Raw genomic sequence first — 14,363 nt, 5'->3', positions numbered from 1 at the left:
CGCGACAAAGCCGAAGTTCCGATTACTGCCCTCTGCCTGCTGCCCTCTGCCCACTACTCAATGTCGCAGCAGGAATTCCTTCGCGTTCACCAGGCTCCAAGCCACGTCTTCGATCGCTTGCCGCCGGTCCGCCGCACTTTCTACATAGGCAACGGTCGCCGTCAGTTCAGCTTCCGAAGGCGGCCGGGACAGCGCGCTCCAATATAACTGGTCGACCTGGTCTTTCGCACTGCAACCATCACCGGCCAACCGCGCCACACTTCCGTCCCCCTTGGCAAACAATTCGTTGACCAACGGGCCGCTAATCATTTGAAACGCCTGCCCCAGCGTCGTGCCGGTAGATCGTTCGCATTCGCATGACAGCAAACGGGGCGGCTTACCGAAGACCGTAAGAAAGTGATCGTCCATGCTGGGCCTTTCGCCGCGCGCTTGCACCGTCAACACGCCCGGCACTTCGCCCGCGCGAACACCGATGGGGTAGCCGGTAAACTTTGGCGCCACGCCCGCCACCTGGTGAACGGCGTCGAGCAATTGCTCGGCGGAGAGTCTGCGGACAAGCGCGTGCGAGAAATTGCGGTCATCGGCTTCGTTCGTCTCGTTCGGGCGGCTATCCAACTGGTAGACGCGCGAATTCATGATTGCGAGGATCGCATGCCGCAGATCGAAACCGTGGGCCGCAAAGTCGCGAGCCAGACTTTCCAGCAGCGGCGGATTGCTGGCCGGATTCGTCTCGCGAAAATCGTCGATCGGTTCGACGATGCCGCGTCCCAAGAGCTGGTACCAGACGCGATTGACCTGAGCGCGGGCGAAAAACACATTCGCAGGCGATGCTACCCAAGCCGCGAGCGCTTCCAGACGGTCGTCGTTTGCGTCAGTCGATAGCGGCGCCGTGTCCCCTAGGAGTCTTGGCACGGCCGGCGCATCAGTGCGTGGATTGGTCACGTCACCATCGTCATCCATCCAAACGATTTGCTCGCCGTCGAATTCGTGCGAATCGTTTCGATCACGGCGGTCGTTGTCGATAATCTTGTATTGGACGCGCGCGAAGAGTTCGGCCCAGTCGTAATAGTCGTCTTGCGTCCAGCGCTCGAACGGGTGATTGTGGCATTTCGCACATTGCAGGCGCAAGCCCAAGAAGACCTGAGCTGTGGCCTCGGCACGACTAACCGGATCGCGCAGCGCGCGATAGAAATTCGCTTGCGGCGCTTGGTAGGTGCTGCCTCGCGCCGCGATCAACTCGCGGGCGAACTCGTTGAGCGGTTTCCCCTCGGCGATCGAACGCTCGATCCAATGGTGAAACGCCTGAACTCCCTTGCGGTCGAGCGTCTTCTCTTCGTTACGCAGCAAGTCCGACCACTTCAGCGCCCAGGCCGTGGCAAACTCCGGCCGCGCAAGCAATTGCTCGATTAGGTCGTGCCGCTTGGCTGGGTTCCTATCGAGAACGAACGTTCGTGCCTCGTCGGCCGTGGGCAGAATATTGAGCAGGTCCAGAAAAGCCCGCCGTACGAAAACGCTGTCGCTGCAGAGGTCCGAGGGCGCGACCCGCAGTCGCTCGAGGTTCGCAAACACCAGTTCGTCGATGAAATTCGCGGCCGGGGGAGCCGGCCAGACGAATTCGGGGCGCGCCGGAACGAAAGCCAGCGGCACCCCGACTTGCCGATCGAGATACCGCACGATCAATGTCGTTTCGCCAAATGCCTGGTGCTCGACAAGCCCGTCGTGGGTCACGCTGGCGATGCGCTCGGCTGGATCGTAAACGGCCAGATTCGTAACATCCCGCGCGCTGCCATCCGAAAAATGCGCTACGACGTGCATTTGCAGCTTGGCCTGCGGTTCGACCATCACCTGCCCGCCGGGCGTCACTTCCAGACGCACCAGTTGCGGCGCGCTGGAAACGTCGTCCGTGGCGCCCGCGCGAATCCAGTCCCGCAGTATTGCGAATTCAGCTGTATCGCGCGAAAAACGTCGTCCCCCTTCATGAGCGACTTGCATCGTGGGCTTTTCGAGCAGTAGGCTTTCGTCCGGATTCACAAGATCAATGCGGCGCCCCGCCTGATCACGTACGAGCGCCGTCAGGTCGAGCGCCGGATCTTGCCCGCGCAGCGACAGCTTGAATCCCCCCTTGCCGTTTTGATTGCCGTGGCAGACTCCCTGGTTACAGCCGGCCTTGGAAAGGACTGCCATCACATCGGCGCGAAAGGAAATTTCGGCGGCAACAACGACATTGCCCGCGGCACATGCCAGAATCGCCATCGCCACAAGAGCGCGACTCACCACTCGGCAAGACGCCGATTGGCGATGATCGATGAGTGCCGTGCTGCTCGTCATCAGCTCTTAGCCAGTGCTGACTCGATGGCTTCTTCAACCGTTCCCGGCCGATCGGTGTGCCAGATGATGCGGCCGTCCCGACCAATGACAAATACCGAGGGAATCATTTCCACGCGCAGGGCATCGACCGTGTCGGCCGCGCCATAACCATTCGGGTAAGGGAGTTTCGCTTTCTCGACGATGGCCTTTGTCTCGGTCAAAGTTTCGGCCCCTTCGGCCGTTAGACCGATGAACCGCACGCCTCGGTCTTTGTATTTGTCGTACGCCGAGACCATCTCGGGCATCGATTCAATGCACGGACCACACCAGTAGGCCCAAACGTCGATCACCACCACCTGGCCACGCAGATTTTCGGGCGTGGGAACCGGATCGTTGATCCACCCTGCGGCCGAGACCGGCGGCATCAGGGATCCGACAGGCAGCAGTTCGCTAGCCTTTTCCGGGGTCTGCCGAATCAAAAAGAGCAGTAACCCGGCCAGCAGCACAACCGTCAGCAAAATTCGAATGCCGAAGGTGCGTCCCATGATGCGTGTTCTCAAACGGGGGTGATGGCAGGCTTCCTTGATGGTACGCCCGTACTGTGCGGGCTACAAGAACGGAGGCTCGATACTTTCTCCGCCCGACCCCGATTTAAGCCCCCGGGATGATCGGCAACACCACGTGCGAGGGGTGCTCTGCGTCATGCTCCAAAATCATCCCGAGGCGCAGATCAAGCTGCCGTGGGTCAGACGACTCCAAAACTTCGTCCCTCTAACCCCTTAAAGAACTTTCCGGAAGCTCGATCCGAATCACGGCGGCAGCGCCCAAACTTTCTTGATATTCCCGTGGCCCTTCCACGCGCATAGCCCTGTGGGCACCACGAATCCGAAAACGATTCTCACCACGAAATGTCTCACCACAGAGTCCACCGAGGCCACAGAGAATTTCCTAGGGTGTGCCCGATCTTCTTGTAGGGTGTGTCCTCGACACACCCTTCTTCAGGCCAAAAAGCATTCACGCCGTCAGCAATAAGCAATGAGCGCCGATTGATGGCCGATAAATACCGAATCAACGGCCACAAATGGCAGATGGGTTAAACACCCGCCCAGAACAATCGTCGCAAAGAAACACTAGTCCGAAGCGCGAGCGAGAGTTCTTGCTAACATCTCGCAGAACGGGCCCCCGACACGCGATCTCTCGATTCCCCCACATTCCCATCTTCGACAATCGGCGCAATCTGCGGATAAACAAAAGAAGGTGCGTCACAGACGCACCCTACCTCGCATCAAAAATCCTCGCTCGCGCTTCGGTATAGTGTTTTAACACCATACATAGATCGACACTACTGGGCAAACTATCAGTGGCACCCTGGCGTGACTCCGACTATTTCTCGCCGGTCTTCGCCTTTTCGTCCGCCTTCGGCGCCGTCGTCGGATAAACCACAGGTGGCCTGCCCGCCAGAGCCGAATTACGTTCCAGAGTCGCGCGAAGCTGTTTTTCGACAACCTCGCGCAGCCTGCCGCTCCATAGCTGGTCGAGAACCTGGGGCAAGACGTCCTCGATGTTTTCATCCGAGCGGTCGCGCAAAGTCTGGGCAGCCGTGCGCAGTACATGCTGGTCGTTTGCACCGATCATCAAATCCAACGCCGCGATGTCGGTATCGTCCAAGTCGCGCAGGCTGGCGGCCAACGTACAAAGCAGATCGCCCGCCAGCTTGCCACGTTGCAAGAGGGGTGAATAATCCGCAGCGAAGTCGGCAGCATCCAGGCGCTCAAGTCCCGAAATCGCCAGTGTCGTACCAACCTCGGCATCGACGATCGGCAAATAGCTGGCCAACAACCGGCCCACAGGGCCTAATTGCCGCGAGTACCGCAGCATATCAAGGTCGTACTTGCCCGCTTGCCCGCGGCCGAATTTTTGAAAGGTCACGTCCCGCCACAGCCGCCACGGCCAGGATCCCTGGGAAAACGTCGCGTCGTCATAAAACAAGCCCGCGACCGAAGCCAAATCAAGGAGTGTGGCAAAGCGCCAGCGTTCCGCGGGAATCACGAAGATTGCCAACGGTTGATCTGCAGGCTCCTGAAATGTCTTGCGAATCATGTCGTCGAGCGGCGCCAGGGCACCTTTGTCGACCAACTTGCCCAGCGCCTGGCAGGTCTCGCGCAGCGGACCAGCCCCCTGCTTATCGACATCAAGAACCACCAGTCCGTATTCCAGCAGTGGGCTGTGCATCAACGTAGTGAGCAAAGAACTCAATGGGCGGTTTGCGTCATAGTCGTTGGGCAGATCGGCCACCCCGCGAGGCAGCAGCTTTTCGATCTCTCGCCAATGCCTGGTGAAAGCTCCCTGCTCGATCGACACTTCTAAAGACGACGAGTCATCTTCGTCGCCGAACATCGAGAACTCCAGCAACCGGCCTGTCGCCGCCTCGATGCGAATTCGCCCCGGCGATTCGGGCCACGTTATCGTCAAGACGCCGTCCTCGCTTTGGCAGATCGCGTCGCGCGAATGGGCCAGGCTGAGGATCGATGCCGGCAGCAGATCGAAAGACAACAGAATGGGTGACGGCTCGCTGCGCGCACCCTTGTAATTGGCCCCCATGCCCATCATGAAGGCGAACTGCGGATCCTCAGGTGTGCGCTTCGGCGCGGCCGCGGTTTGCAAATTTACGATGATCTGGCTTTGCGAAGGGACGGCCGCTTGAAACCGCCTGGTCCACGGCGCGTGCAGATAGAGAATCTCGCCACGCCTGGCGATGAATACCTGCTGGCCGTGTACATCGCTTTTTCCGCCCAGATCTTTCGTTGGCAGAGCGGGCAGTTGCAGCATCAGTCCTTGCGCGGCGGAATACGTCGCCGCCACCTCGCCGTCGGGCAATGTAAATCGCAGCGTCAGGTCGTCTCCGCGATCGGTCGCCGCAAGAACCCACTCCCGACATTTCAATAACGCTTCTTCCGCCGGCAAAAGAGGATCTCGCAAGGGAGTTGCCAGATCATAATCCAGCAGTTTGATGCGCAGGACGATCGGCCGCTGAGGATTCTCCGAGGCGACTGTGCTGACTTGCTGCCCGAGGTATCGGCCCGAGCTCGATAGCTGATAGACGATTCGATGACGCTCGAAGTCTGTGTACAGGTTCCCTGCCTTCACATTGAGGTAGTGACAGACGTCCTCGGCCGTGTCGCGCTCGCTACCCGTGACTTCGATTCGATCGATCAGGGCCTGCGGCCCTTCGTCACTGATGTGAATTTGCAGTGATGCGCTGCGGGCCGCATTGTCCAGCGGCAACGACATGTCGAACTTTGCGGACCGATAACCCTGATCAGCCAAGCCGCGAGTGACTTTGTTCAGCAATTCTGAAGTCGATAATTCGTCGAAACAGGCCGGTGCGCCGACATCCCACGCTAAATCCTCATAGGTCGCTGGACCTCCCGCGGCGGCCCGCCATCGTGGTTCGGACTTACCACCGACAATCTCGAACCCCGCTAGCCGCGACCCACTGCGCGGATGCTTGACGGTGAGCCACTCGCGCAGCCGCTCGGCGCCAATCTTCTTAGCTCCATCAATGCGTAACGCGCCGCAGGTGAAACGCGGACCCTCCTCGATCGAGAGTTCGATTTGGGACTTTTCGCGTTGCAAATGCGCCGTCACGTCGGCACGCGGAAAACCCTCGAGCTGATAGCCGGCCCTCACGCGCCGAGCAATAACGCCGGGCAGCGGAGCAAGCAGAGCTGTGACGCTGCCGGCCACCTGAAATTCAAGGTCCGTGCGCAACGCCTTACGAATTTGCTCGGGACGAAACGTGTGCGCTCCGGTGACCGTCACACGATCGACGTCGGCCCACAGGCCGACAGCCTCGACGTCAGGCGCGGCTGCCGATGGCAACTTGTCATCGGCGAAAGCAGGTAACGCAAGAAGCAACAGGCCGCACGCAGCAACGAAGAATCGCCTCGCCATGGCACGCCTCCGCCAGTAATCGCCCTGAGAATGCAGAACGACGTGGTGGAATTGTGTGGTTAGTTCGCAATCTCTGCAACATCAACGCACATCGTCCGAGCGCTGCTAGCAGACCGACTGGACCGTCCGCAGGGCAGGTTGCCGCCGGAATCGAGCGATCATCCGGCATCAATGACGAGATTCGAGGTGAACTTTCAGCCGCGGTCAATAAATAGCCACGCGTGGCGAAATAAGTGGCACGCCGCGCACACAAACGATTCTCATTGCCGCGCCCTTCCCAGTTCCAGTCGGGACCATCTGCTCGGACATCAAGGTATGTCCTGGCCTTTGATAGCAGACGGACGCGGGGCCACGTTCTTTCGACCTCCGACGCAGAGGAAGTGTGACGCTTGGTATGGTCTTTGCGTTCGGGCAGTGCCTGACCGGCTGAAAGGATCAAGTCAGGCATAATGTGGGGGCAGTTGATGTTAATGCGACGTCGCGTCGGGTTCACGTTAGTCGAGTTGCTCGTCGTCATCGCCATCATCGGCATTCTGATCGGGCTGTTGCTGCCGGCGGTGCAATCGGCGCGCGAGGCCGCCAGGCGCCAGCAATGTGCCAACAATCTGAAGCAAATCGCCCTGGCGATTCAGAATTTCGAATCGGCGCAGAACGTCCTTCCGGTCAGCCGCAATACCACGTTGGGCAATGGCTATTTGTACCAGCTGTTGCCCTACATCGAGCAACCGTCCGTCAACTATCGCGCTGATCTGATGTTTTCGGACGTTCTCAATCAACCGGCGCAGAATACGCGTCTTCCGTTCACGAACTGTCCGTCGAGTCCCGTCGACCCGTTGATGAACTTGCGAAAGTCGAGTTCGACCGGCAGAAGCTACGGCAACTACTATACGTCGACGGGCGATACGGCCACGTTGGGCACGGCCGGGGTCACGTACATGACAGGTTATTCCGGTGACTACTGGGTAAACCACGCGATCAACGGACAGTACACGGTGCCCGGCGGCAAGACCGACACGGCGCTCGGCGGTAGCGCCGCTGTCGATCGTCGGTTCGCCACGGTCACCGACGGCCTCTCGAACACGATGGTCGTCGCCGAGCACGCCGGTTACCCCGAACATTGGATTCGTGGCGCGCGGCTACCGGACAGCGACCTAACGCTCGATCAGCCGGGCTTTTGGGGCTCGGCTCTTGGCATTTGTTCGTTCACGCTGCAGGGCTACGCCACGATGTACACCATCCCCGGCAACTACACGCAGCCGCCCCATCCTGCTGGTTCGACCCCCGCCGGCACCGATTGCGCCGTCAATTGTAATAACTCGCAAGGCGTATACGGCTTTCACCCCGGCGGTGCGCAGGTGGCGTTGTGCGATGGGAGCGTACGATTTCTCAAGGAACAGATACCGGCAACCCTGCTGTTTGCGCTGGCAACCAAGTGGGCCGGAGAAGTCGTGTCGTTGGATTGATTTCGCCAGCCACTGCAAGCGATTGCCAGCCATCGCAAGTATTAAGGAAAGAGCCTTGATGCCAAACTACCGCACCGTGTGCTTTCTTCTTGTCGCATCGGCAGGAATGGCGCTGGGCTGTGGCGACCAATTCGAAGCACCGCGATCCGCCTACAACGCGACGGGGGTTGTGACAGTCGCGGGCGTGCCGACGGCCGGCGTTTACGTTTACCTTTCTGAGATCGGAAACGCACAAGCCGCCACGCTGGGCGCGAAGACCGACGCCAATGGCACTTTCTCCTTGTCTGTCACCGCACCGGGAGAACACGCAGTAACGGCAAAATGGCCACAGGTCACCGTCGATCACGGGGAAGAGATCGAGGGCGAAGACCGTTTTCGAGGAAAGCACGCCAACCCCGGCAAACCCATTCTAAAAGTCACCATTCAAGCGGGAGAGAACACGCTCCCGCCGATCAATCTGAAACGCTGACACTATTCCAATGCAACACATTCGACTTATCCGTTGGAGACAAAGTTCTTATGTCACTTAAAACGACCTGCCGCCTGCTGAGCGTCTTCGCCTTGCTCGCATCCACATTCACGACGGTCGAAGCTGGAGAACCGCCTGTTGTCCGCTCGAAACAATCCGGAGTGTGGTCTGCTAAGGAGACGTGGGATCTCGGCCGCGCGCCGATGAATGGCGACGTTGTCGTCGTTCGCGCTGGGCATCACGTTACCTATGACGTCAGCGCGTCTCGCGAAACCATTCGCGTCGTGCAGATTGCCGGCGAATTGGAATTCGCCCGCGATCGGAACACGGTGCTCGATGCCGGGTTGGTCACCATCACGGCCAGTGAAGAACCATCGGAAGCGGGGTTCGATTGCCACGCCATGATGGAGGAGATGGTCGAAGGCAACTCTCGACCAGCGCTGTTCATCGGTCGCCCCGGGGCACCACACCCCGCGGAATTCACGGCAGTGATTCGCTTGCGATATCTCGAAGGCATGGACAAGGTCTCCTGCCCGGCGCTGGTCTGCTGTGGCGGGCGAATGGAATTGCACGGCACGCCGATGCCTCGAACCTGGGTCAAGTTGAAGCGCGGAACGGATCCAGGAGCCACCAGTCTGGCCTTGGCCGAAAGCGTCGAAGGTTGGAAAGAGGGGGACAATATTATCGTAACCAGCACGCACCGGCAGCGCGATCGCCAATCATCCGACTTTCTGGCAGGCGCCGAGACCGAACTACGCACGATCGTCAAAGGGGGCGATCGAAGCGAGCGCGGACGTCGAGGCGATAGCGAAAACCGTGGCAACGGTGAAAGTCGCGGCAATGGCGCGTTTCGACCCGCATCGGCCAGTCGCGATTTCACCGGCGGGTATGCAATCTCTCTCGATAGTCCGCTGACTTATGCTCACTTCGCCGACGACGAGCATCAGGCTGAAGTGGCGAACCTGACGCGCAATGTCGTCGTCGAATCGGCCGATCCGGACGGCGTGCGCGGGCATACGATGTACCACCGCGGTTCGGCTGGATCGATCTCGTATGCCGAGTTTCGCCACCTCGGCAAGCGCGACGAGTTGGGCCGCTACAGCATTCACTTCCATCTGTGCGGCGACACGATGCGCGGCAGCTCGGTGATCGGCGCCTCGATCTGGAACAGCCACAACCGTTGGATCACGATCCATGGCACGGATTCGCTGGTGGTCCGGGACTGCGTAGGTTTCAAGAGCGTAGGCCACGGCTACTTCCTGGAAGACGGCACCGAAGTCAATAACATACTCGACCACAACCTCGCGGCGTTAGTTCTGCCCGGCAAAACGCAAAAGGATCAGGTGGCGCCGTTCGATCTGAATCGCGGAGCAGGTTTCTGGTGGTCGAACTGTCAGAACCAGATCACGCGAAACGTGGCCGTCGAGTGCGCCGAATATGGTTATCGATTCGACTGCAAGAAAACAGCCAGCTACGATCCCATCCGTCCCATTCGCCAGCCTGACGGGACGGTCAAGAACCAGGACACGCGAATCCTGCCGTTCGTCCGCTTCGAAGACAACGAAGCGCACACAATGAAATTCTTCTGCATGAACCTCCGCGGCGTCACCCGACCGGTTGGCGGCGGCTTGGATTTTCCGAATCAAAACCAGACACTCGCACGCGAGGCGGCCGAGGCTATGCCAGAACCTGGCAAGCCGTTCTGGATTCGCGACTTCAAATGCTGGGAAGCCAACTGGTCGTTGCACCTGGGAACGACCGGCGTATTCGTCGACGGTCTCGATACGTTCCGTTCGGACGTGGCCATCTGGCGCTCGATCATGGATCGATCCGGCTTTCGCCGTTTGACATCCAAGGAAATGCGGGTCAACGACATTCACAATCCGCTCAGCATGGGCTTTCCGGAAGAGAGCGAGTACGCCAACGAGAACGCGACGGAAGGGGGCGCCGCCGGAGCGCCGCGGAGAGCCAACCGGATGGGAGGCGTCTCGAGCTTCCGCGACGAAATGCCCCCCGTTACGGTCATCACGAGCGCCGTGCGCGATGGAAACCTCGTACAAGTGCGAGGCTCGGTCGCGGATACCAGCGACGTCAAGCGAGTGACTGTAAATGACCGACCTGCTCGCTCGACCCGCGGCAGCTTCGCCGAGTGGGAAATCTTTCTCGACATCCCGGCCGACCAACCTGTCTCACTCACCGCAGTGTCGGAGGACATCGTGGGACATGTCGAGCAAACACCGCACGTGATCACGTTTGCCCCCATGGCATCACCAACTACGCAGCCGATCACCTCGGGCAGTACCGCTCTGAGCCAGAAACACTGATCGGGCGAAGAAACCGTCGCCTCAGTCGCGACTCTCGGATGAGCGACTGACTTGTGCGTCAGGAAATATCTCGCGGGCTACTTGCAGTAGGCCTTCTTGATCGTCGTCGCAAAACACCAATCGGTCTGGAATCCAGGAGGTCCCATCGCTCCATCGAGTTATCGGCGGGGCTTTTAAGCCTAGCCACACCATCGTTGGACTAGGACAATCTTCCGCTACAGTGAACGACCTGCATTGCTTTTGGAATACATTGAAAAACGATTCAATAAACGCTTCGCGCCTATCAGACCACGCACGAATACGGGTGTGGTCAGCGAAGAACAAGAACACTAGAGCGCAAGCCAAGGGGACGGCCCCAGCCCACCACCGCCGTCTCGAAATCATCACTACTGCGGGTAACAACGCCGCAGCCGCTACAGCAAGTGATCCCGCGTACTTTAGATAAAAAGCGATGGCCGCGTGACCAACCTCAACGCCACTTCCGAACCACCACAGGCCGAAAATGCTAAGAGACCGCCTGCCAACTTCCACGATGCACAGGAAGGCGACGGCCGTTGTGATGGCTGCTGCAATGAAACGAGGCTGGACGTAGTCAAAGAATTTCGCCATACCCTAACGCGTTCTTCCTTCTTCACCGCCGCGTGGGATTACAACGACCTTACTGCCGTGGAAGCATGGGCCACCGCGGACTTTGAAATCGGTGTCAGGGCGACCTGAATCGGCAACGTGCACATATTGTACAGAGCTAATGGCGCGTCATCCGTCGGCGTAGAGCATTAATTCCGTCGAAGGCGATCCCGCCTTTCTGCCCCGCGAAAGCTGGCCTATGATAGAAGGCCTGCGCGGGCCCGTAGCTCAGCGGTTAGAGCAGGGGACTCATAATCCCTTGGTCGTGTGTTCGAATCACACCGGGCCTATTTTCTGAATCCGCGTCGCCGAATGGAGTTGCGTCGATCGACGCGCGACGCGGAAAGGGCTGATTCGGACTGCCGTTTTCAAAAGCGTTGTCGTCGCCGACCGATGCGCCTTCCCAAGATCGGCGGCCTTGCGCCTTCCATACCTGGCGCCAGGAATGCCGGCCTCGGCAAATTTGAATTCTCACGACCCGCCGATTACGATGGCCCCCAGTCACTCTTGTTAGGGAGAGGTGGCTGAGCTGGTTTAAAGCAATGGGCTTTCTTTCCGGGGGCCCATGATCGACGTCACGCCGATCCGCACGTTCGAATCGTGCCCTCTCCGTTTATGCGCATGCGCAGTTATTGCGCTCGACGCGAGTCTTGCGACGCTCCGCGGCACGAATACCCGCCGGCAAGCCCCCGTCTCTCGACGATTTGCTTGCGGCACGACTGCGGGCCGACGAAAATCGGCGGTGTAGTTAACCGCGGACAGGGGCTCGCCATGGATCAACTTTCAATATCGTGTCCAGGCTGCGCGGCGAGGATCAAATACCCGCCAACGAAGGCGGGGGCCACAATCGCATGCCCACGATGCAAGGCCGCGATAACTCTTCCGGCGGCGCCGCCCGTCGATGACTTTATCGCGTCGATACAGCCCGAGGTTGCCGCTGCTGCCGTGGCGCCGGAATCGCCGCAGCGTTGGGACCCAGAGCCAGTGGCGTATGGTCAGCCAACGCCCTTGGATGATCCCGGACCAAGCTACTGGGCTCTCCGCATCATCGCGTCGATACTGCGCGTCATCGGAGCGCTTTCATTTCTTCTGGCTCTCGTGATCTTCGCCTACTCAATGTTCGCGACAGCCGAAGCGGCTGCGCCAATTCCTGGCGGGCGATTCGCGCCGCCACAGCGGTCTGTCTTCGTGCCTCTAGCACCGGCCGCGGCATTGGTGGTTGTCGGCGTCCAGCTTTTCGCCGGAGCCGAGTTGATCGTGTTGCTTGTGAACATCGCGCGCGGCACATGGCGCCAAACCCAACTGCTGGAACGGCTCGTGGTTCGGCGGTAGCGCGACCAATCCGTGCCTCCGCCTCCTGGTCGACTTTCTGCCAGGCGGGCGAATCGCACTTCGCTCATCGGCGAGGAGCCGCTGATGCCGTCGCCGGTTTCGCGCCGAAGTCTTTCCCTGGCGCGCGACGGGCGCCGCTACGGGGAGGCCGTCGGGACTGTCATGGTCCTGACGGCTTTTTTATGCGCCCACGAAAGGTCCACGTTCGGCACATCAGTTTCCCGCAACTGCGTAGGCTTACATGACCATCGGAGCCAGGGGAGTGTGCGTGTATTAGGCGGGGTGTTTCGCGAATTATTGCAACCCACCCCAGGCCAGATTACACTCCAGCCTAATGCTGATCTATCTCGGAGCGAGCCACTGATCCTCTTCTCAAAGCCGGACGTGCCCGATCGTTGGTAGTCGATCGGTAGCAGGTTTCTTGCCGGCGATATCGCTTCTTCTCCGCGTTGCACCATTCCCGCATTCGTGCTGCGCGGTCGCACCCCTGTTCTTGCACTAGGTAACTGAGGGCATTTCATGCACGCAACCATCCGCATTGCGCTCGCCGGTCTTATTGTCAGCGTCGGCGGTCGATTTCACACCGCTGTTGCTGCTGCGCTGCAGCCGGGTGACATCGTCGTTACAACGGAGTTCAGTAGCACCGATTTTGGTTTAATGGTCATCGACCCCGTGACCGGCAATCGAACGATCTTGTCCGACAACACACATGGCATCGGACCGAATTTCACCAGCCCCGGCGGCGTCACCCTGCTTCCGAACGGCGATCTATTAGTAGGGGACGGGAACTCGTTCACCAGCTTGAGGCAAAGCCGCCTGATTGAAGTCGATCCCGCGACAGGTAATCGCACCATCCTCTCCGGATCAGGTATCGGCACTGGCCCTGATTTCCAGGATTTGCTCGGCGGCCTGCCTTATGGCAATTCGATTGTCGCCTTCGATCAGCAGAGCCAGGGCACGCTTTTCGGCGTCGACCCGATCACGGGAAATCGCACGATCATCTCGGGCAACGGTGTCGGCTCCGGGCCTGGGTTCAGTTCGTCCGGAGCCGTCATCGTGGGGACGAGCGCCGTCGTGGCTTTTAACGGTGCAAACCAACTTTTATCGATTGATCTGACGACTGGCGATCGCACGATATTGTCCGGGCCGACCGTGGGGACTGGTCCCAACTTTCGTGCCCCCAACGATGTGATCCTGGGCGCGGACGGTAGCCTGATCGCGGATGACATTTCAGCGATCTACCGCGTCGACCCTATTACCGGCAATCGTACGATCCTTTCGAGTTCCACCGTGGGATCAGGGCCCATCTGGAGCATAGGCAATCCGTATGGGATCACGACCGATGCCAACGGCACCATAGTGATGGCGGCAGTTGCTTCGGGCGCGATCTATACCATCGATCCCATCACGGGCAATCGCACGATCCTTTCCGATAGCACTCACGGCACCGGCGTGTCCTTCCTTTCTGTAGCGGATCCGGTCGTTATCCCGAATGTGCCCGAGCCATCGACGATTGTCCTCGCCGCGCTCGGTGGCCTGGCGTTGCTGGTGCTGCGACGTCGACGGTGATTGCCGCGCGACAGCGCAGTAGAATCCGGGTTTGGATAAAGAGCAGAAACACCGCTGGTTGCGCTTCTCGCTCGGGACGATGCTGCTGCTCATAGCACTCGTCGCGGCACTTCTATGGGGGCTGGGCGAGCGCCGGCAACGCGTCGAATTCGAGGCCCGCATTCGCAAGGAGCGGGTCGAATCGCAACGGATAAGGCTACTTCAATACCCGCCCCAGATCGATGAGGTGGAATAGTCTCGCGCGGGCAAGCGGCGGTCTTGGTTAGAGAGCGTTCTCCGCGGCCATTCTCGGCTGAACTAGCAATGGATGGCGCCAAA

Annotated in this window: 10 protein-coding genes and 2 tRNA genes; 9 read left to right on the top strand and 3 right to left on the bottom strand. The window is 59.5% G+C overall.

The annotated features are described in order from the left end of the window. Window positions 1–57 precede the first annotated feature (57 nt). The 3 genes from VGN12_03160 to VGN12_03150 form a co-directional block, all read right to left on the bottom strand. Complete coding sequence (locus VGN12_03160) at window positions 58–2,274, bottom strand: DUF1549 and DUF1553 domain-containing protein (protein HEY4308428.1); 2,217 nt, start codon at window positions 2,272–2,274, stop codon at window positions 58–60. Between the two features lie 53 nt (window positions 2,275–2,327). Further along, entirely contained in the window at window positions 2,328–2,852 is a 525-nt protein-coding gene (locus VGN12_03155) for a TlpA disulfide reductase family protein (GenBank protein ID HEY4308427.1), read from the bottom strand. A gap of 838 nt (window positions 2,853–3,690) precedes the next feature. Beyond that, window positions 3,691–6,261: a hypothetical protein gene (locus VGN12_03150; GenBank protein ID HEY4308426.1), complete on the bottom strand. Its 2,571-nt coding sequence runs from the start codon at window positions 6,259–6,261 to the stop codon at window positions 3,691–3,693. A 470-nt stretch (window positions 6,262–6,731) separates the two neighbouring features. Here VGN12_03150 and VGN12_03145 point away from each other — a divergent pair, with 470 nt between their 5' ends. The 9 genes from VGN12_03145 (at window position 6,732) to VGN12_03105 (ending at window position 14,280) form a co-directional block, all read left to right on the top strand. Continuing rightward, window positions 6,732–7,724, top strand: a complete 993-nt coding sequence (locus VGN12_03145; protein HEY4308425.1) for a DUF1559 domain-containing protein — start codon at window positions 6,732–6,734, stop codon at window positions 7,722–7,724. Between the two features lie 22 nt (window positions 7,725–7,746). Then, window positions 7,747–8,193, top strand: coding sequence for a carboxypeptidase-like regulatory domain-containing protein (locus VGN12_03140; GenBank protein ID HEY4308424.1), 447 nt, complete (start codon window positions 7,747–7,749; stop codon window positions 8,191–8,193). A gap of 50 nt (window positions 8,194–8,243) precedes the next feature. Beyond that, a complete protein-coding gene (locus tag VGN12_03135) occupies window positions 8,244–10,517 on the top strand; it encodes a G8 domain-containing protein (protein HEY4308423.1) in 2,274 nt (757 codons plus the stop codon). A 459-nt stretch (window positions 10,518–10,976) separates the two neighbouring features. Continuing rightward, complete coding sequence (locus VGN12_03130; GenBank protein HEY4308422.1) at window positions 10,977–11,234, top strand: hypothetical protein; 258 nt, start codon at window positions 10,977–10,979, stop codon at window positions 11,232–11,234. 127 nt (window positions 11,235–11,361) lie between these two features. Continuing rightward, a tRNA-Ile gene (locus VGN12_03125) sits at window positions 11,362–11,434 on the top strand. A 224-nt stretch (window positions 11,435–11,658) separates the two neighbouring features. Beyond that, window positions 11,659–11,756, top strand: a tRNA-OTHER gene (locus tag VGN12_03120). 159 nt (window positions 11,757–11,915) lie between these two features. Beyond that, window positions 11,916–12,476 carry a hypothetical protein gene (locus VGN12_03115; GenBank protein ID HEY4308421.1) on the top strand — a complete coding sequence of 187 codons (561 nt, stop codon included), beginning with the start codon at window positions 11,916–11,918 and terminating at the stop codon, window positions 12,474–12,476. Window positions 12,477–12,995: 519 nt separating this feature from the next. After that, entirely contained in the window at window positions 12,996–14,045 is a 1,050-nt protein-coding gene (locus tag VGN12_03110) for a PEP-CTERM sorting domain-containing protein (GenBank protein ID HEY4308420.1), read from the top strand. A gap of 31 nt (window positions 14,046–14,076) precedes the next feature. Beyond that, window positions 14,077–14,280, top strand: coding sequence for a hypothetical protein (locus tag VGN12_03105; GenBank protein HEY4308419.1), 204 nt, complete (start codon window positions 14,077–14,079; stop codon window positions 14,278–14,280). The last annotated feature ends 83 nt before the right edge of the window (window positions 14,281–14,363 follow it).

It is taken from the genome of Pirellulales bacterium (assembly GCA_036499395.1).
Lineage (GTDB): Bacteria > Planctomycetota > Planctomycetia > Pirellulales > JACPPG01 > JACPPG01.
This window is presented reverse-complemented; position numbering and strand designations above follow the sequence as displayed.